General features: G+C 43.2%; 15 protein-coding genes. 6 read left to right on the top strand and 9 right to left on the bottom strand.

Annotated elements, in window-relative coordinates; translation table 11 throughout:
* The first annotated feature begins 112 nt into the window (after positions 1-112).
* A complete protein-coding gene (locus OGM63_RS18300) occupies positions 113-4,381 on the top strand; it encodes a tetratricopeptide repeat protein (protein ID WP_263747078.1) in 4,269 nt (1,422 codons plus the stop codon).
* A 10-nt stretch (positions 4,382-4,391) separates the two neighbouring features.
* Here OGM63_RS18300 and OGM63_RS18295 read toward each other — a convergent pair whose 3' ends face one another.
* A complete protein-coding gene (locus OGM63_RS18295) occupies positions 4,392-4,658 on the bottom strand; it encodes a hypothetical protein (protein WP_263747077.1) in 267 nt (88 codons plus the stop codon).
* Between the two features lie 26 nt (positions 4,659-4,684).
* Between OGM63_RS18295 and OGM63_RS18290 the strand changes: the two genes are divergently transcribed.
* On the top strand, positions 4,685-4,855 hold the full coding sequence (locus OGM63_RS18290; RefSeq protein WP_263747074.1) for a hypothetical protein: 171 nt from the start codon (positions 4,685-4,687) through the stop codon (positions 4,853-4,855).
* A gap of 3 nt (positions 4,856-4,858) precedes the next feature.
* Here the strand turns inward: OGM63_RS18290 and OGM63_RS18285 are convergent, their stop codons facing one another.
* From OGM63_RS18285 to OGM63_RS18275, 3 genes are all read right to left on the bottom strand, one after another.
* On the bottom strand, positions 4,859-5,302 hold the full coding sequence (locus tag OGM63_RS18285) for a type II toxin-antitoxin system VapC family toxin (RefSeq protein ID WP_263747072.1): 444 nt from the start codon (positions 5,300-5,302) through the stop codon (positions 4,859-4,861).
* Positions 5,302-5,547, bottom strand: a complete 246-nt coding sequence (locus tag OGM63_RS18280) for a DUF2281 domain-containing protein (RefSeq protein ID WP_263747070.1) — start codon at positions 5,545-5,547, stop codon at positions 5,302-5,304. The genes OGM63_RS18285 and OGM63_RS18280 overlap by 1 nt, the downstream gene beginning before the upstream one ends.
* Before the next feature lie 131 nt (positions 5,548-5,678).
* Positions 5,679-5,867 (bottom strand): DUF433 domain-containing protein, encoded by a 189-nt coding sequence (locus tag OGM63_RS18275; RefSeq protein ID WP_263747068.1) that lies wholly within the window; start codon positions 5,865-5,867, stop codon positions 5,679-5,681.
* A gap of 296 nt (positions 5,868-6,163) precedes the next feature.
* On the opposite strand from OGM63_RS18275, the gene clpB reads away from it, so the two are divergent.
* The 3 genes from clpB (at position 6,164) to OGM63_RS18260 (ending at position 9,999) form a co-directional block, all read left to right on the top strand.
* Positions 6,164-8,782, top strand: coding sequence for an ATP-dependent chaperone ClpB (gene clpB, locus OGM63_RS18270; protein WP_263747067.1), 2,619 nt, complete (start codon positions 6,164-6,166; stop codon positions 8,780-8,782).
* Positions 8,783-8,994: 212 nt separating this feature from the next.
* Positions 8,995-9,465 carry a GNAT family N-acetyltransferase gene (locus OGM63_RS18265; RefSeq protein WP_263747065.1) on the top strand — a complete coding sequence of 157 codons (471 nt, stop codon included), beginning with the start codon at positions 8,995-8,997 and terminating at the stop codon, positions 9,463-9,465.
* Between the two features lie 279 nt (positions 9,466-9,744).
* Positions 9,745-9,999 carry a Nif11-like leader peptide family natural product precursor gene (locus OGM63_RS18260; protein WP_263747063.1) on the top strand — a complete coding sequence of 85 codons (255 nt, stop codon included), beginning with the start codon at positions 9,745-9,747 and terminating at the stop codon, positions 9,997-9,999.
* Between the two features lie 220 nt (positions 10,000-10,219).
* Here the strand turns inward: OGM63_RS18260 and recA are convergent, their stop codons facing one another.
* Entirely contained in the window at positions 10,220-11,296 is a 1,077-nt protein-coding gene (gene recA, locus OGM63_RS18255; RefSeq protein WP_263747061.1) for a recombinase RecA, read from the bottom strand.
* A 354-nt stretch (positions 11,297-11,650) separates the two neighbouring features.
* On the opposite strand from recA, the gene OGM63_RS29595 reads away from it, so the two are divergent.
* Positions 11,651-11,809, top strand: a complete 159-nt coding sequence (locus OGM63_RS29595; RefSeq protein ID WP_318528493.1) for a hypothetical protein — start codon at positions 11,651-11,653, stop codon at positions 11,807-11,809.
* On the opposite strand, the gene OGM63_RS18245 is transcribed toward OGM63_RS29595, so the two are convergent.
* The 4 genes from OGM63_RS18245 to fabF all read right to left on the bottom strand — a co-directional run bounded on the left by OGM63_RS18245 (position 11,797) and on the right by fabF (position 19,283).
* A complete protein-coding gene (locus tag OGM63_RS18245; RefSeq protein ID WP_263747060.1) occupies positions 11,797-14,418 on the bottom strand; it encodes a S8 family peptidase in 2,622 nt (873 codons plus the stop codon). The genes OGM63_RS29595 and OGM63_RS18245 overlap by 13 nt on opposite strands.
* Positions 14,419-14,445: 27 nt before the next feature.
* The gene (locus OGM63_RS18240; protein ID WP_263747059.1) at positions 14,446-15,447 is read right to left on the bottom strand and encodes an ATP-binding protein; all 1,002 of its coding nucleotides are present in this window, start codon (positions 15,445-15,447) and stop codon (positions 14,446-14,448) included.
* Between the two features lie 317 nt (positions 15,448-15,764).
* Positions 15,765-17,777 carry a transketolase gene (gene tkt / locus OGM63_RS18235; RefSeq protein WP_263747058.1) on the bottom strand — a complete coding sequence of 671 codons (2,013 nt, stop codon included), beginning with the start codon at positions 17,775-17,777 and terminating at the stop codon, positions 15,765-15,767.
* Between the two features lie 255 nt (positions 17,778-18,032).
* Positions 18,033-19,283, bottom strand: coding sequence for a beta-ketoacyl-ACP synthase II (fabF, locus tag OGM63_RS18230; RefSeq protein ID WP_263747080.1), 1,251 nt, complete (start codon positions 19,281-19,283; stop codon positions 18,033-18,035).
* Between the last annotated feature and the right edge of the window lie 76 nt (positions 19,284-19,359).

The raw sequence follows: 19,359 nt of genomic DNA, 5'->3' as shown, positions 1-19,359 counted from the left end.
GGGTGAGGGGGGGGTGGGGGGGGGAAGAGAAAGAATTTAGCAAGATTCCTTATAAATTCGGGAATTTTGTGATTACACTGTGAAGTGATTGTGGAATGTACTGATTCAAGTTATGGCTGTAACCTTCACTTTCGCGCTTAGTCAACAGCAAACTTTTGAATTGCGCTGTGATTATGGGTCACGTGGGCTGGATGAAGCAGAGTTATTAGCATTAATTGAGCAGTGTGAGCAAAATTATTACTCAAAGGAGAGCGATCGCCTATCCTATCTTACCGAAATTGGACGACAGCTTTATTCTTGGCTGGATGGCAAGGAAGGATGGCTGAGAAATGCGCTGGATGAGACGGATGAACAAACGATTTATCTAGATTTAATCCAAACTAGCGAAGCGCAGGGATTGAACCCAGAAACGGAACGTGTAGCTTTGGGATTGGCACATTTGCCTTGGGAATTGCTACGCGATCGCACGGGGTTTTTACTCCAACGGCAAGATATTGCCGTGTTACCAGTGCGTTCTGTGCAGCAGCGTAACACCAAAGTTGCTGAGGTGGCAAATCGTCCGTTGCGGCTGTTGTTTATGGCAACTTCTCCAGAACATCCAGGAATTGCACCGTTACAATTTGAGCAAGAAGAAGCGAATATTCTCACAGCGACGAAAGAACAGCCTTTAGCGTTGATTGTGGAAGAAAGCGGTTCGGTGGCTGAGTTGACGAATTTGGTTCAGTCATACGCAGCAGATTATTTTGATGTGTTCCATTTGACGGGACATGGTGTAATTTACACAGAAAAAGATTTCGGTGGCTATCTGCCCAAAAATACCAAAATCAAGGATTACACACCCTGCTTTATCACTGAGGATGAAGTAGGTAATGTGCAATTTACTACCGTTGAGGATTTGGCGAAAGCCTTCAAGAAACGCTTTCCGCGTGTGGTGTTTCTCTCTGGCTGTCACACTGGGCAAGTTGCCAATAAGGGAACAGTACCTTCGATGGCGCAGGCTTTGGTGAAAGCGGGTGCGGCGATCGTTTTGGGCTGGGCGCGTCCGGTTTATGATAACACGGGTATTATTGCGGCAAAGGCATTTTATCACGCTTTGGCGACGGGTGCGACGGTGGAAGATGCGGTCAAAGCAGCACAGTGGGAGATGATTTCGCAAAGATGTTCTGACTGGCATTTATTGCGGATTTATCGGGATAATCGTCCAATTGCGGAGTTAGTAACACCACTGAATTTTCAGAAGCGTGAGAAGCTGAAATTTATACCTTCTGAGAGCGAATTTCTGGATGAAAACAACATCGTCAAAGTCGCCAGTCGGGGGGAATTTGTTGGACGTAGACGCGCTTTGCAGCGGTGTTTGCGGGCATTGCGGCAAACTAGCGACAATATCGGCGTGTTTATTGCTGGGATGGGTGGCTTGGGTAAAAGTTCCCTTGCAGCGCGGTTGTGTACACGAGTGGAGTCCCAGCGTCCAAATTTTCAGCGAGTGGTGTTGATTGGACCTGTGGATGAGGTAGGTTTAATTAACAAGCTGGCGAGAAAGTTTGACCGGTTTGAGGGTGTGCCGGCTTTGTTAAATCAGCCGGGAATTTCTTTTAAAGGACGGTTGCAGAACTTTTTTGAGGCGATCGAAGACACACACGATAAGCCTTTGTTGTTGGTTTTGGATGACTTTGAGCAGAACATTCCCCAAAAGAATATTGAAGATGGTTCGCTGCGGATGACGGCACAAGCTTATGGGGTGTTAGAAGCTTTATGTGCGGCATTGGCGGAAAATCAAGCTAAGAGTCGGTTGATTGTCACTTGTCGCTATTTGAAAGCAGACACTCTGCCACCTCACCGCCTGCATTTGGAATCTTTAGCGGCAATGAATCCGGCGGATGTTGATAAAATCTGCCGGGATTTAGAAAAAGAAGTTAAACAACAGGTACACGAACAACGGATAATAAGAATTGCCGACGGAAATCCGCGCTTGTTGAAATGGCTATTGGATGTAGTCAAGAAACCGGGTTTAGCTGCGGATGAGTTGTTGACGAAATTAGAAGCGACTCAGCAGCAATTTCGAGAAAATATTTTGGCGGAAACACTCCTCAAGGCGTTAAATGAGGATGAGCGAAAATTTCTGGCGCGGTTGAGCGTGTTTCGTTTGCCTGTGACGGAGGATATTGTAAAGGCTGCAACCTCAACCGATACCGCCTGGGAATCAAATTCCCAGGCTAATAGCGAAAGTCCTCTAAAGAGGACTGAGGATTTAGCACAGACAATTTCTAGTTCCTCGACGTCTGACATTACCGCCTGGGAATCAAATTCCCAGGCTAATAGCGAAAGTCCTCTAAAGAGGACTGAGGATTTAGCACAGACAATTTCTAGTCCGCTTGAGCGGACTTCAGCTATGAGCCAGGAAATTAATTTCCTGGCGGTTATGACTAAACTCGTCAGCCTTAGTTTGGTAGAATCAGCCACGACTTACGCAAACCAGACAGCGACTTATCGAGTCGCGACGATTTTAGAATTGTTGCTGCAACCGGTGTTAAATGAGGAGGAATGGCAAACAACCCGACAGCAAGCGGCAAGGAAACTATATAAAGTATGGTGGGAGGATTCTGAGGAAAGCACCGAAGCTGAAAGACTGGAAATTGTGCGTTTGGGACTGTTAGCAGATGAGCAAGAAATAGCCGTCAGCGTTGGGGACAATATTGCAACAAGTTGGGTGAATGCTTCCCGATTTATGGAAGCGGTGCAGCTTTGTCAACAACTAATGCAATATGTAGACTACCGCATCTTGGGAACCATCGCCCGTGCTGAAGCGGTTTTGGGCAAAGTTGAGGATGCTTTAACTCATTATCAGCAAGCTTTAGACCTTTGTCCGGAAGAGGACGACATCCGCAAAGCTGCGACTTTGAGCAACATGGCTGGTTTAATAGCCCAAGGGGGAGATATTGAAGGTGCGATCGCACTTTATCAGCAATCGTTGGAAATATATGAACAGATTAACGATGTTGGTGGTAAAGCTGCGACTTTGCACGCAATGGCATATTTAATAGCCCAAGGGGGAGATATTGAAGGTGCGATCGCACTTTATCAGCAATCCTTGGAAATAGAAGAGCAGATTAACGATGTTAAAGTTAAAGCTGCGACTTTGCACCAAATGGCTGATTTAATTGCCCAAAGGGGAGATGTTGATGGTGCGATCGCACTTTATCAGCAATCGTTGGAAATAGAAGAGCAGATTAACGATGTTAAAGGTAAAGCTGCGACTTTGCACGCAATGGCAGGTTTAATTGCCCAAAGCGGAGATATTGAAGGTGCGATCGCACTTTATCAGCAATCGTTGGAAATAGAAGAGCAGATTAACGATGTTAAAGGTAAAGCTGCGACTTTGCACGCAATGGCAGGTTTAATTGCCCAAAGCGGAGATATTGAAGGTGCGATCGCACTTTATCAGCAATCGTTGGAAATAAAAGAGCGGATTAACAATGTTGGTGGTAAAGCTGCGACTTTGCACGAAATGGCATATTTAATTGCCCAAGGGGGAGATGTTGATGGTGCGATCGCACTTTATCAGCAATCCTTGGAAATATATGAACAGATTAACGATGTTAAAGGTAAAGCTGCGACTTTGCACCAAATGGCAGGTTTAATTGCCCAAGGGGGAGATATTGATGGTGCGATCACACTTTATCAGCAATCGTTGGAAATAACAGAGCGGATTAACAATGTTGGTGGTAAAGCTGCGACTTTGCACCAAATGGCAGGTTTAATTGCCCAAGGGGGAGATATTGATGGTGCGATCACACTTTATCAGCAATCGTTGGAAATAACAGAGCGGATTAACAATGTTAAAGTTAAAGCTGTTACTCTGGCAAGTATGGCTTACTTGGCAGGTCAAACTGGAGATAAGGTTAGGCAGTTAGACTTAAATCTACAAGCTGCTTCAGCACTTGCACAGATTCGTGCTTATATTAATTTGGTAACAGTTCTAGGTAACTTAAGCGTAGCAGATGAAAGCAACGGTTTGGTTTACCTGGCTCAAGCAACTTGGCTGACGCTAAAAATTCAGGCTCCTTTAACAGATACAATTCAGCTAATTCGTCTTTTGTATAACGCTGTACCTCAAGGTGATGAAATGGAAGCTTTGCTAGGGACAACGGCAATGCTCTTTTGCAACCAACGCGGTGAAAATCATCCGCAGTTAGAGGAACTCCAGGAGCGTAGTTTCAAGATGATTTTAGGGGCAGCAGGTGCCCAAGGTATTGAGACGCAAGAAGCTTTTGATACTTGGTTTGTGCAGCAACGGCTGAACGATCCAGAATATTATATCCCGCGATCGCTTCAACGCCTAGAGGAGATTGTTGGGGATGGGTGGCTGTTTGAGCGATTTTAGGTGTTGCTGATTAAGAAGATGAATTTGTCTCACCGCTCTGCATTAACATAACATCGCCCTGCATTAACATAACATGGCTCTGCATTAAGATTGCATCGCTCTGCATTGGCATTGCATCGCCTTGCATTAACATAACATGGCTCTGCATTAAGATTGCATCGCTCTGCATTGGCATTGCATCGCCTTGCATTAACATAACATCGCCCTGCATTAAGATTGCGTAGCTTATAATCAATGATATTGCTTCGTTTGGTTCGCTTCGGACGGGTTCTACCATTGATTGCCACTTAGTGTCAGTAGCTTATGGAATCTATAAACATTACACTACCAGATGAGCTAAGTGATGCTCTGAATTCTTATATGCGCGAAGTTTCCTTACATCTCATTCCTGCACCAAAGGTAAGTGGTTTTCAAGATACCTCAGTAAATCACGATAAAATTCTCGCTGAACAAGCATCGCAGAAATTACGGTAGAGATTAAATCACTTGATTAGGATGAACAATAATAATCTCAGGAGTTTTAATAAAATCGTCGGGATTGAAAGTTAATATTTGAGTAATTCCGTGTGTTTTCATTACAGCCATTAGTCGGGTGTCATGGGTTCTTTTTCCCATCACTCTATAACTTGTAACTAACTGTAACCAATTGGGAAAAATTAGGGGAGTTTCTTCGATTAATAAGAACTGGCTCAGAAGTTGATTGATTTCGTTTTCAGTTCTTTCAACACTCCACCCTAATCCATTGACATTAACTGGACGGGTGGCTACTACCCAGAATTCAATTAAAACTTGAGCAGTAATCACACATTCATGTCCTTGGGAGATGAGACGCGCTACTGTATTGACGGCTAGAGAGTAGCTAGGTGAATTGGGGTCACTAGACCTTAAAAGAATATTGGTATCAAGAAGATATCTAGCCATCAATCCTCATAAATGCTGTCACGGCGTAGGGCTTCATCTGGAAGTCCTGGGCTATCTTTGTCATGGCTTTCTGCCCAATCTATCCACCGTTTAACCCGTTCTGCTGTCGTCAGAGAATTTAGGGGTAGAGCGTGTTTTTCTGGGATAGATTTGTGCCAGATAAAATCGACAAAATCTAAAACTTCTTGCTGTTTATCTGCGGTTAAATCTCGCCATTTATCAAGTAACAGTTGTTCGGTATTCATCAGCTTATTTATCCTGTGATAAAAATTAGTTTTGACCTTTTAATAAAACTTGTAGACGACGTTTAATATCGCCGTTAGCTTTTTCTCTAGCTAGAGTTTTTGTTCTTGATCTGTTCATAAGGTGGTAAAAATTAATCCACAGCAAATACCGCACGTAATGCTTCAGGGGTGAGGGTGGGATAATTTTCTAGCACTTGTTGTTCTGTCCACCCCGCAGCAAACAACCCCAACAAAAACTCGACTGAAAGCCTTGTTTCTCTCACAGTCGGTTTACCAAGCAGGATTTTCGGGTTTAGATGAATATACTCTCGCCAATCCATAGTTTGTAGTCCGACAAAGCTACAGTTATTGTGACATAAGCTGTTGAAATAATTCAGATTTGGGATGCTGCCACAGAACCTCACCCCATCCGTTCCGGACACCCCTCTACGCAGTGTAAGGAGAGGGGAAGGGAGTGAGGTTTTCTGCCGGACGGTAATCCTACTTGAGAATGACGTGAAGACCGATCTTCGTAGTTGTGCCCGTCTTTTTACAATCAGTTTATCAGAAAAAATTTTATTGTTTTTCACAGAAGCGCTGTTTAAACGCCTTCATTAGTTAGTTGAGTCAAAAGTTTATGCAACCCACTAACCCGAACCAATTTACCGAAAAAGCCTGGGAAGCGATCGCCCACACTCCAGATATTGCCAAACAATATCAACTACAGCAGATCGAAAGCGAACACTTGATGAAAGCGCTGCTAGAACAAGAAGGACTCGCTAGCGGTGTTTTTACTAAAACGGGTGTAAATCTCCAAAAACTGCGCGATCGCACTGAACAATTCATTCAACGTCAGCCAAAAGTATCCGGTAGCAGCAGTTCCGTCTACTTAGGACGCAGCTTGGATACTCTGCTAGATCGCGCTGATGGCTATCGCAAAGAATTTCAAGACGAATACATCTCAATTGAACACTTATTACTGTCCTACGCCAAAGATGACCGCTTTGGCAAAAGTCTATTCCAAGAATTTGGACTAGACGAAGGCAAATTAAAGAATATCATTAAACAAATTCGTGGGAACCAGAAAGTGACCGACCAAAATCCAGAAGGCAAATATGAAGCACTGGAAAAATATGGGCGTGACCTCACAGAAGCTGCCCGTCAAGGTAAACTTGATCCAGTGATTGGGCGAGATGATGAAATTCGCCGTACCATCCAAATTCTCTCCCGTCGTACCAAAAATAACCCCGTCCTGATTGGGGAACCTGGTGTTGGTAAAACTGCGATCGCTGAAGGACTAGCACAGCGCATCATTGCAGGTGACGTACCTCAGTCCCTCAAAGACCGCAAGCTGATAGCTTTAGATATGGGTGCTTTGATTGCCGGGGCAAAATTCCGGGGTGAATTTGAAGAACGTCTCAAAGCAGTTTTAAAAGAAGTTACGGAATCTGGCGGCAATATTGTATTATTTATCGATGAAATTCACACCGTAGTCGGTGCCGGTGCAACTCAAGGTGCGATGGACGCAGGTAACTTGTTAAAACCGATGTTAGCGCGGGGTGAATTGCGCTGTATTGGGGCAACAACTCTTGATGAATACCGCAAGTATATCGAAAAAGATGCCGCTTTGGAAAGACGTTTCCAGCAGGTTTATGTCGATCAACCGAGTGTATCCGATACTATTTCGATTCTGCGGGGGTTGAGAGAACGTTATGAAAACCACCACGGGGTAAAGATTTCTGATAGTGCTTTAGTGGCAGCTGCTATCTTGTCGAGTCGATATATTAGCGATCGCTTTCTTCCCGATAAAGCCATCGACTTGGTAGACGAAGCGGCAGCGAGACTGAAAATGGAGATTACCTCCAAACCCGAAGAACTCGACGAAATCGACCGCAAAATTCTCCAATTAGAAATGGAAAGGCTTTCTCTCCAAAAAGAAAGCGATGCAGGTTCTCGTGAACGTTTAGAAAGACTAGAAAAAGAACTTGCGGATTTTAAAGAAGAACAAAGAACCCTCGATACTCAATGGCAGTCTGAAAAAGATATTATCACCAAAATTCAGTCTGTTAAACAAGAGATTGAACGGGTAAATCTGGAAATTCAACAAGCAGAACGCGACTACGATCTGAACCGCGCTGCTGAGTTGAAATATGGCAAATTAACAGATTTACATCGTCGATTAGAAGCCGCAGAAAGTGAACTTGCACAAACTCAACACAGTGGAAAATCACTGTTGCGAGAAGAAGTAACCGAAGCTGATATTGCGGAAGTTATTTCTAAGTGGACGGGGATTCCCATCAGCAAGTTGGTGGAATCTGAGAAGGAGAAACTGCTGCAATTAGAAGATGAACTGCACCACCGCGTTGTGGGACAAAATGAAGCAGTAACAGCTGTAGCGGATGCAATTCAGCGATCGCGTGCTGGACTTGCAGATCCCAATCGTCCCATTGCTAGCTTTATTTTCCTCGGTCCTACCGGTGTGGGTAAAACTGAATTAGCGAAAGCGCTAGCAGCATATCTCTTCGACACGGAAGAATCGCTAGTGCGAATTGATATGTCTGAATATATGGAGAAACACGCAGTTTCTCGCCTCATCGGTGCGCCTCCCGGATACGTGGGATACGATGAAGGCGGACAACTCACCGAAGCAATTCGCCGTCGTCCTTATGCGGTGCTGCTATTCGACGAAATCGAAAAAGCACACCCCGATGTATTTAATATCTTCCTGCAAATTCTTGATGATGGACGTGTAACTGATGCCCAAGGTCATAAAGTTGACTTCAAAAACACGATCATCATTATGACCAGCAACATCGGTTCTCAGTATATTTTAGATGTGGCGGGGGATGATTCACGTTATGATGAAATGCGTCATCGCGTGATGGAGGCGATGCGAAATAGCTTCCGTCCGGAGTTTCTCAACCGCATTGACGAAACAATTATCTTCCATGCATTGCACAGAAGCGAATTGCGGCATATTGTGCAGTTGCAAGTAAATAGACTGCGACAAAGATTGAGCGATCGCAAGATTTCTCTCAAACTCTCCGATTCCGCTCTTGACTTTTTGGCAGAAGTAGGATATGACCCTGTATTTGGCGCACGTCCTTTGAAGAGAGCAATTCAGCGGGAGTTAGAAACTCAAATTGCCAAAGCTATCTTGCGTGGTGAATTCAATGATGGTGACACCATTTTTGTCGATGTGCAAAATGAGCGCTTGTCTTTCAATCGCTTGCCGGCTGAGGTATTTACCGGCTAATTGAGGAATTAAATAATTTCGCACAAAAACATTGTAGAGACGTTCCACCGGAACGTCTCTATAACCGTTCCACCGGAACGTCTCTAAAACCGTTCCACGGGAACGTCTCTAAAACCGTTCCACCGGAACGTCTCTATAACCGTTCCACGGGAACGTCTCTAAAACCGTTCCACCGGAACGTCTCTATAACCGTTACGGTGTTTTTATCGGACATGAAACTAAGTAATATAGAACTCCCAGGTCCCTTTTACGACAAAGCTGAGGTTTGTGAATCAATACTTCGAGCGTTACCGCAATGGTTCAAGAAAGAGACAGCGCTAATTCAATACCTGACAGAGATGGAAAGGCTACCAACTTTACTTGCGGTAGTAGATAATGAGTGTGTAGGTTTTATTACCTTCAAGCAGCATAATGAATACGCAGCGGAACTGTATATTATGGGCGTTCATCCCGAATATCACCGTCAAGGTATTGGTCGTGCGTTAGTGAACCGTGTAGAGTCAATTCTACGTCAGCAGAGTATAGAATACTGGCAGGTTAAAACCCTTGCTTCTTCTCACTCAGATACATTTTATGCACAAACAAGAGCTTTTTATTTCAGTATGGGATTTAGACCTTTAGAAGTATTTACACAACTTTGGGGCGAAGATAATCCGTGTATGTTAATGGTCAAACGCTTATAAATCGATTATTTGAAGAAAATTATTTCTCAAAAAATACTTAATATATGTCAGTAAGTAAGTGGCGCAATTAAATATAAAATGTAATTATTGTTCGTAGTGAGCGGTTTACCGCTCAATTGCATTCATTTTTAAGCACTTTTAAGCACTGAAGTGCTTACTACGGTTAAATTTTTATTTATACTGCGGTATTGGAGTCGATTATGAAATCTGGAATTATCTAGTAAAGTAATGTAGTTTTTTAATGAATGCACAAATAACAATCAACAAAGGAGAAATTCTATGTCTTTAGAACAGGTTGATGCTTTTTATGACCTTGTGAGTTCAAACCAAGCTATTTACGAGCAATATTACAATAAGTGCTGTCGTCTGGGGTTTTTAGGCAGCTATCATTGGGACAAAACCAAGATTGTTGATTTTGCGGCTAATCTGGGCTACAGCTTTAGTGAAAATGATTTAGATCAAGTATGGTTTGGAAATGAGCCAAGTTTTTCTGCTCAATCGCTGAATTTATCCAAATCCGGGTATATGTCTTGAATTAATTAGCATTTTTATATCTTTTAACTGAATAATTTGAGAATATACGTTTTGATATCACTACGACGAAAGACGCTTTCCGCAGTGGAGAAAGCGTCTTTTATTGTAAATTAGCCTAATCAGTTTGTTTTTTTTTACAAGTCGCACCCAGAATTCTGCGACTTCCCTAGCCTTCAAGCTAATAAAAAGCGAAAACACGCTTTACCGAATCTTGTAAGTGTTATTCCTCTAATTCTTCGACTTCATCCTCTTCGTCTTCCTCTGCCTTCTTGACAGAATTAGCCGAAACGACAGCCCCCATGTCTAGCTTTTCACGAACCTGCTTCTTAATTTGGTCAGCAAATTCCGGCTTTTCTTCTAGGTACTTGATGGCGTTGTCTCGACCTTGAGAGATGTTCTCACCGTTGTAGCTATACCATGCTCCCTTACGAACCAAGATACCAGTTTCTTCTGCTATGTCAACAATACAACCTATGGTAGAAATGCCTTTACCAAAAATAATGTCAAATTCCGCGATTCTAAAAGGCGGCGCTACTTTGTTTTTAGCAACTTTGACTTTGACGCGGTTGCCAAATTCATCTGTGCCTTTTTTCAAGGTTTGAATTCGACGAATATCCAAACGCACCGAAGCGTAAAACTTTAAGGCATTACCGCCAGTTGTAGTTTCTGGGCTACCGTAGGTGACGCCGATTTTTTGCCGCAACTGGTTAATAAAAATTACTGTGCAACCAGATTTACCAATATTACCCGTTATTTTACGTAGGGCTTGGCTCATCAATCTCGCTTGCAAACCAACGTGGACGTCTCCCATTTCGCCTTCAATTTCAGCGCGGGGAACCAATGCTGCTACCGAGTCGATAACTACAATGTCAACGGCAGCGGAGCGGACGAGTTGATCGACAATTTCTAAAGCAGATTCTCCGGTGTCAGGTTGAGAAATCAGCAAGTTGTCAATATCAACACCCAATGCCGCCGCATAAGTCGGGTCTAGGGCGTGTTCTGCATCAACATAAGCGGCGATACCGCCTTCTTTTTGCACTTCGGCGACTGCGTGTAGCGCTACCGTTGTCTTACCAGAACTTTCTGGTCCATAAATTTCAATTACGCGCCCCTTGGGTAAACCGCCGCCCAATGCTAGATCCAGGGTGAGCGCTCCACTCGAAATCGTTTCCACACGCATTCTGGTAGCGTCACCGAGGCGCATGATTGCTCCTTTACCAAAGCTACGCTCAATTTGGGTGAGTACCATGCTGAGGGCTTTTTGCTTCCCTGCATTATCAGTGGTGTTAGTAGCCATTCCTGCCTCTAAATAATATATGGATTTAAGGAGTCTAAATTGGAAATGAGTAGAACAGATATACTATTTTTACATTTTTGAGCCGCGATCGGCTACATAGTTTAAGGCGGATTTCCCGGCTATGTCGTTGGAATGACATGCTTTATATTCCCCAAGCGGGCTTTCCTTTTTTTTTATAGAAAAGCGTGACAAGATTCTAACGCGATCGCTTCTACAAGTCACGAGCTTTGTTTGACTCGTTTAATTATTGTGTAAACCAGGCGTTTAGTTTCCGCCCGCTCAGAATCATACTAACTCATCGCGGGTTAACGCCGAATTCTTTTAACGAGCGCTGGCAACGTTGCGTATTTTCCCATGTTGTCAGAAGCGAGCTTCCCTGATTATCCCACCAGGGTAATTCTAGATTTTGATAGCGATCGTGCCAAATTCCCAATTCTACACCCCTTGATGCTATCGGATAATGTCAATGATAAAGCAGGCGATCGCTCGATCGCGACCCACTATAGAGATTGAATCTCTACCTCAGCCTGAACTTCTGTTTCAACTTGAGCTTCAACAAAAGGCGTATAAATTAGAACACCAGCTTGTATCGCTTCAAAACTTACAACAAGAGAGTATGGAACCTCAGCGTATGGATCATTATTCCAACCTTCATGCCCTACTACTGCAATACAGAATGCATCTCTAAGGTTATAAGATTTCACCAAAGCCCAATCCTTCTGAATTGTTCCTATACTTCTTGATACATTTTTGATTGTTTTATAATGCTTCTCTTTACCAAGAGTCCATGTAAAGAGTTCATCCCCCTTGTCAGCATCTTTTGGCACATTGTAATTAGCTAAAACCCTGCCAAGAAAATGCTTTGGATCTTCTCCTTGCTTACTACACTCCCAGTCAAGCCAAGTTGAAAGGTACTTTCTTCTATTACGCCGAGTTCGACGCGGTTCAGCTTTATATGACAAACTAATTTCTATAAGAATATCAAACTCTTCTCCAGGGGATCTCAGACTATCCGGTAATTTTACCTGATAAATATGAGCATCTCCAGCTTTAATTAGCTGTTCTCCTCGTGTAATTAATGTACTACGATTTGGAGTATTACTTAAGGCACGCTCAAGGTTTGGAATACCATACCCAATTTGACGAATAACATTCTTCTTTTCTTCATCACTCTTTGCTATAGCCCATTCTGGCCATCGGGCTGATTGAACAATTAATGCCCGATATAATAAGCATTTTTCCTCAGGAAACTCAGCAGCAAGACAAGCCGCAATATGGCTTACTTTTGGTGTTGCGAATGAAGTTCCAAAAGTATCAGAGGCAACTATAGGAGTAGAACCAGTACCTAAGGTTGACCTTACTAACTCAGGACCTGTACCTGCGATACAAGTAATGTTTGGTGGCTGACCTTCATCTTTCACAAGATCACCACCATACTCAACCACCTCTGGTTTAATCGTGTTCCATATACCCAACCCAGAGCAAGAAAATGCTGATGGTTGGTCTTTTTCTCCTAATGAAGACCAAGATAAGTCACGGAAAGAATTTCGAGTAATTGAGCCAACAGTTAATGCTTGAAGGCTTTGTGCTGGATTAGCAATCCTACAAGAGTTCTCAGAAAGATAGTCTGGGTAAGGTCTACCTGCTAAAATATGAGATTTAACAGATAGTCTTGTTGAAATTCGGTGACTTTCTATAGGAATATTTCCAGCAGATACTATGAAAAGAATATCTTTTTCATATGTTAATTTATCAATAGCTGCTGCCCAGGCACTCATATACCTAGTTCTACAAGGAACATCTCCATTAATAGAGTGGTTAAAAATTCTTGTTCCTGTTTGACTATAGTAGAACTCTACGATGTTTTCTAGGAGTATAGGCGGATATAATTTATCGGATAATCTACAATTACTATCCAGCACTCTTGCATTTTGAAGCCAACAAATTGCTTGATGAGTTCCGCTCCGAGGCACACTTATTGGATAAAGCACTGCTCCAGCAACTCTGGTTCCATGACCACCATTACTCACCAGATCAGCAGTTAAGTTTAATTCTAAAGGAATCCAAGATTTTGAGTTATTTGAATCAATAGCATTTTTTAAAAGACGATGCTGCTCTTGAATACCGCTATCAATTACACAGACGTTAGGTGCATTTGTTTTTGGTGCTTGTAAAACTAAAGATATATTACTAATATTAGATATTTCCCCATTAGGAAAAAATGGTTCAGCAATGTTATCTTTTTCAGTTACTTCAAAGATATAAGAAAAATTAAATACCAAATCTTTTAAGCATAGACCAGAGATTTGAATTAGGCATGAAAAACTGTCTGGTGCTTCAGAAAATTGAGGAGGATTATCTTCAATAAAGCTACTTAAAAGCTTCCCATTATATTTATATTTAGGATTGCTAATAAAATTAATCAAGTCTTGTTGTCTATTTGATGCCAAATCATCCCATTCCTCATATGTCACATTACGATTACTAATCCATTTGTTGATTGCTTTTGCATAATTTTCAGATTTTTTATAATTCTTCTGTTCTGGATAATCACTTAATTTTGTTGTAGTTCCTAAACAAGATATACCTACTTCAACAACATAAACCTGTTCATCCTTTATTTGATCCCATTCCTGTAATAACTTTGAAGATAAAATAAATTCTGGGCGCTGATTTTTGTCAAGAATATTCAATATTTTTGCAATTACACCACCACCTTTTTGCTCATTAAAAAATTTTTCTATTTTCTTTTGAAGTTCAGTAAGGTTGGTATCCGCAGACGCACCGATAATATATCCATCTTCTAACTCCGATATTATTTCTATCTCGGAAGTTCTTAGATCATCTAAATCGAAAGTTTCCGGGTCAATCTGTAGTATTAAAGGTATGGAATCAGGAAGTATGAGTTTTTTATCTTCTTCCTGTTGCTGTTGAGTTATTTCCCAATCGGAAATTAGAGAAGATACTAATTGTTGGATTTTACTTCCGTGTCCCTGCCGATTAGACAAATTTATATGTGTCTGAGTATCTTTTTTATTACCACCGCCACCTAGAGATTTTGCTGTACCCTTGTCTGTCAATCTGAGATCGATATGCGGAAAACCCTGAGAACTTTCAACCATTTATTTCTCCGACACCAAAAATTAGTACTAGGAAACTTTGATTTCTGCGATCGCTTCTTCTAAGTGTTCGTGAATAACTAGCTCCTCTCGTTCAAGGATTGCTCGTTTAGCTGCATCCTGTGCAACCCTCACAGCTTGAGCCGCAGAAAAATCTTTCATCTGCTCAATGATCCTTGACCAGTTGATAGATCCCACTTCAATTGCAGATAATGTTTCCTTTAGTATAAATTCTAGCTCTTGTTCTCCGGGTTTTGGTACTGCAATTAAGTCATCAAATCTTCTCCAAAGGGCAGTATCTAGAGATTTATTTAGGTTCGTTGCTGCTACCAAAAGCCCCGAAGAAGGTTGATATTCATCCAAGATTTGCAGAAATGTATTAACTACCCGCTTAATTTCTCCTACTTCTTGAGAGTCTTCTCGTGACTTAGCAATTGAGTCACATTCATCAAGAAACAGTAAACATGGATTTTTGGAAGCATCCTCAAATACAAGTCTCAAATTGCTCGCAGTTTCACCTAAAAAAGACGACACCATTGCATCAAATCGCACTTTCAGGAGTGGTAAACCTGTATTCCAAGCTAAACGTTCTGCTCCTAGCGTCTTTCCACAGCCAGGGGGACCATAGAGCAGAATTTTTTGCCTGTAACGCAGTCCATGATGAGCAAGTCTATCTCTTGCTGCATACTCACGCTCAATTCGGCAGAAACGTTTTTCAATATTTTCCGGCAACACCATATGATGCCGTAGATTATCCCTCGGTATGATAGTTACTAGGGGAAGATTAAATCGCTTACTGGTTGGTAATTCAGTTAACCCTTGTAAGGTGTCTGGTACTGAGGAAACAGGTTTGCTGATGTCGGTAGACTTCTCTTTCTGGCTCTTTTTAGTGATATTCTCTAACTGGTCAGCTAAGAGAGTATGTCCCTTGCTACGCTCTTCCTCAATCACTAGGTATGTAAGCTTATTAATCGCCTCTTGATCTGAACTAGCGATCGCCCTAAAAAATCTCTTGAGAAGCTCTGCTTTCATACTGCCTCTCAGTATAAATAGTAATTTATTATTTTAGTACTTTTGTACTATATTTTGGAAGTCTATTAGATATTATAACGCGATCGCGTACCCGCGTGCCGCAGGTATCCCCCTATTATTAATCATTACATTAAGTTATATAAAATATTATTTGCTTTCTTGTTCAGGAATTTAGCATATCTAAATGTATCGCTTTCAGGTCTATATCATCTTCCTCCTTTGCGTCCCCCCGCGTAAACCTCAGCGCTCCTCTGCGTTAAAAAAAGAGGTAGGCAAAATGCCCACCCCTTAAAAAAACGAGATTAATCTATTGCGAATTAACCCAAAACTTTCTTAGCTGTTGCTAACACATTCTCAACACTAAAGCCAAACTTCTCTAAACAAACATTGCCTGGAGCCGAAGCACCAAAGCGATCGATACAAACACAATCACCTTCCATGCCGACATACTTGTGCCAGCCGAAACTAGCGGCAGCTTCTACAGACACACGCTTGGTGACGGATTTAGGCAAAACAGACTCTTTATAAGCCGCATCCTGTGCTTCAAACAGTTCCCAAGAAGGCATCGAGACAACACGGACTTTCTTGCCTTCGCTGGTCAGTTTCTCAGCTGCGGTGACACACAGGCTCAATTCCGAACCAGTACCAATCAAAATCAACTCTGGTGTACCCTGAGAATCTACCACAGTGTATGCACCCTTAGTCACGCCCTCAATTGATGTACCTGCCAAGTTGGGGACATTTTGACGAGTGAAAGCTAACAAAGTGGGAGCGTTTTCCTTCGAATTTTCGATCGCTACTTTGTAAGCTCCAGAACATTCGTTTCCGTCTGCGGGGCGAATCACTGTTAAGCTAGGAATCGCTCGCAAAGAAGCTAGAGTTTCAATCGGTTGGTGCGTTGGACCATCTTCACCTTGTCCAATCGAGTCGTGAGTCATCACCCAAATCGAACCCGCTTGAGACAAAGCAGATAAGCGGATGGCAGCACGCATGTAATCTGTGAAAATCAAAAAGGTCGCACCGTAAGGAATTAATCCTGATTGATGCAGCGCTATACCGTTACAAATTGCACCCATAGCGTGTTCCCGCACACCAAAGTGGATGTTGGGGTTTTGGTATTGCCCTTTTTGGAAATCGCCGGTGCCTTTGATTTCGGTCAGGTTGGAGTGGGTTAAGTCAGCGGAACCACCAATTAACTCAGGTAAAACTTTTGCTATTTTGTTGAGGCAGTTTTCTGAGTGTTTGCGGGTGGGTAATCCTTTGTCTTCCGGGGTGTAGGTAGGTAGTACTTTGTCCCAACCGTCGGGAAGTTTGCCACTAATGAAACGTTCAAATAGAGCGGCTTCTTCGGCGTATTTGGCTTTGTAATCGCCAAAAGTCTTCTTCCACTCAGCTTCGTAGTTAGCACCGCGCTCAACGGCTTTACCCATGTGATTTTTGGCATCTTCTGGAAGTACGAAAGGCTCGTATGTCCACTCTAAGTTATTCCGGGTTAGAGTTACTTCATCGCCACCCAACGCTGCACCGTGAATGCCTGCGGTGTTTTGTTTGTTGGGAGAACCGTAACCGATGGTGGTTGTGACCTTAATCATGGTCGGCTTGTCGGTGACAGATTTGGCTTCGGCGATCGCCTTTTCAATTGCGGCTAAATCTTTATTACCATCTTTGACATGTAAAACGTGCCAGCCGTATGCTTCAAAGCGCTTGGAAACATCTTCGGTGAATGCTACATCTGTAGAACCATCGATAGAGATGTGGTTGTCGTCGTACAGAGCGATGAGTTTGCCTAATCCCAAGTGTCCTGCGAAAGAACAAGCTTCACCAGAAATGCCTTCCATGTTGCAACCGTCACCCAAAATTACATAGGTGTAGTGGTCAACAATCTTGGCATCGGGTTTGTTGAATTTAGCGGCTAGATGCGCTTCTGCCATTGCTAAACCGACAGCATTGGCAATTCCTTGCCCTAATGGTCCGGTAGTAACTTCTACACCTTCGGTCATGAAGTTTTCCGGGTGTCCGGGGGTTTTGGATTCCCACTGACGGAACTGCTTGATGTCTTCAATACTTACGCTATCGAAGCCTGTCAGGTGTAGCAGGGCATACAGCAACATCGAGCCGTGACCGGCAGACAATACAAAGCGATCGCGGTTGAACCACTTGGGATTTTTGGGATTGTACCGCATAAAGCGGTCCCACAACACAAACGCCATTGGTGCCGCACCCATTGGTAGTCCTGGGTGTCCCGATTTGGCTTTTTCTACGGCATCAATAGCCAAAAAGCGAATCGAGTTAATACAAAGTTCTTCGAGGGATTGGGTTGCAACAGCCATAATCTCTTATATTTAACGACGGTTTAGCACTCACGTAAGCTAATCATTACTGGGGTTGTTTTGGATTACTACCCCAAGCAATATCCTTATCATCCCATTGCCTGCTGACGACAGACAAGCGGGATCTCTTGAATTAGAGCGATCAATCAAGCAGATAATCTGGTCATGCTGAACTCTTAAATCAAAGCAGAATGACATTTTTGATACATTTTGCTCAATTTCTCCAGAGATCCGACCAGCGGCAGATTTTGGCTCTTAGCGGTACTTCTTAAAGGCTAGCGTGACATTGTGTCCCCCAAACCCAAAAGAATTGGAAAGTGCCACCTCGACATTCAAATTGCGGCTTGTGTTGGGAACATAATCCAGGTCACACTCTGGATCTGGGTTTTCTAGATTAATTGTCGGGGGAATTTTATCGTTGGCGATCGCTAATACTGTTGCCACGGCTTCAATGCCTCCAGAACCACCCAACAAATGACCGGTCATGGATTTGGTGGAACTGATTGCTATTTTATAAGCGTGTTCTCCCAAAGCTTTTTTCATGGCGGCAGTTTCTGTGGAATCGTTAGCCTGGGTGCTGGTGCCGTGAGCGTTGATGTAGCTTACCATATCTGGAGTTATTCCGCCGTCTTTCAATGCTAGTTGGATGGCTCTGGCGGCTCCTTCACCGCCGGGGACGGGGGAAGTAATATGGTATGCATCACAAGTCATGCCGTAGCCGACAATTTCCGCATAAATACGAGCCTTGCGACTTAAGGCATATTGCAGCTCTTCTAGAATTAGAATTCCCGCACCTTCACCCATGACAAATCCGTTGCGATCGCGGTCAAATGGACGGCTTGCGTGTGCGGGGTCATCATTCCGACACGAAAGGGCTTTACATGCGGCAAATCCAGCTAGAGACAAGGGTGTAATTGCCGCTTCACATCCGCCGCAAATCATCGCTTGGGCATATCCATTTTGAATTAGGCGAAAAGCATCCCCAATCGCATTCGAGCCGGCAGCACAAGCAGTGACGGGGCAGGAATTAGGACCCCTCGCACCAGTGTGAATTGCTGTCAACCCCGCTGCCATATTCGCGATCATCATCGGAATCATGAAAGGACTACAGCGATCGGGACCTCGGTTGAGGTAGATCGTTTGTTGGTCTTCCATAACTTTAATGCCACCAACCCCAGAACCGATGATTACACCTATTTGTTCGGCGTTTAGGTCATTGATGACTAATCCAGAGTCCAAGAGAGCCTGTTTTGCAGCCGCAACTCCAAATTGGGAAAACCGATCCATGCGCTTGGCTTCTTTGCGCTCCATGTACTCATGTGGATCGAAGTCTTTCACCTCACCAGCAATGCGGCAATCATGGCTTTTAGCATCAAATAAAGTGATGTAATCGATGCCATTGCGTCCGCTAATTAATCCTGACCAATATTCGGCTGGTGTTTTACCAATTGGTGTAAGCGCGCCAACACCAGTTACAACAACGCGCTTACGTGTAAAATCTGTCATGACGATAGTTAGGGTGGCGAGAAAGCTGCAAATACAATGCTGAGTTTTGGAGTGGGGGAGTGGGGGAGTGGGGGAG

Source organism: Plectonema radiosum NIES-515 (assembly GCF_025753815.1).
GTDB lineage: Bacteria > Cyanobacteriota > Cyanobacteriia > Cyanobacteriales > Nostocaceae > Hassallia > Hassallia radiosum_A.
This window is presented reverse-complemented; position numbering and strand designations above follow the sequence as displayed.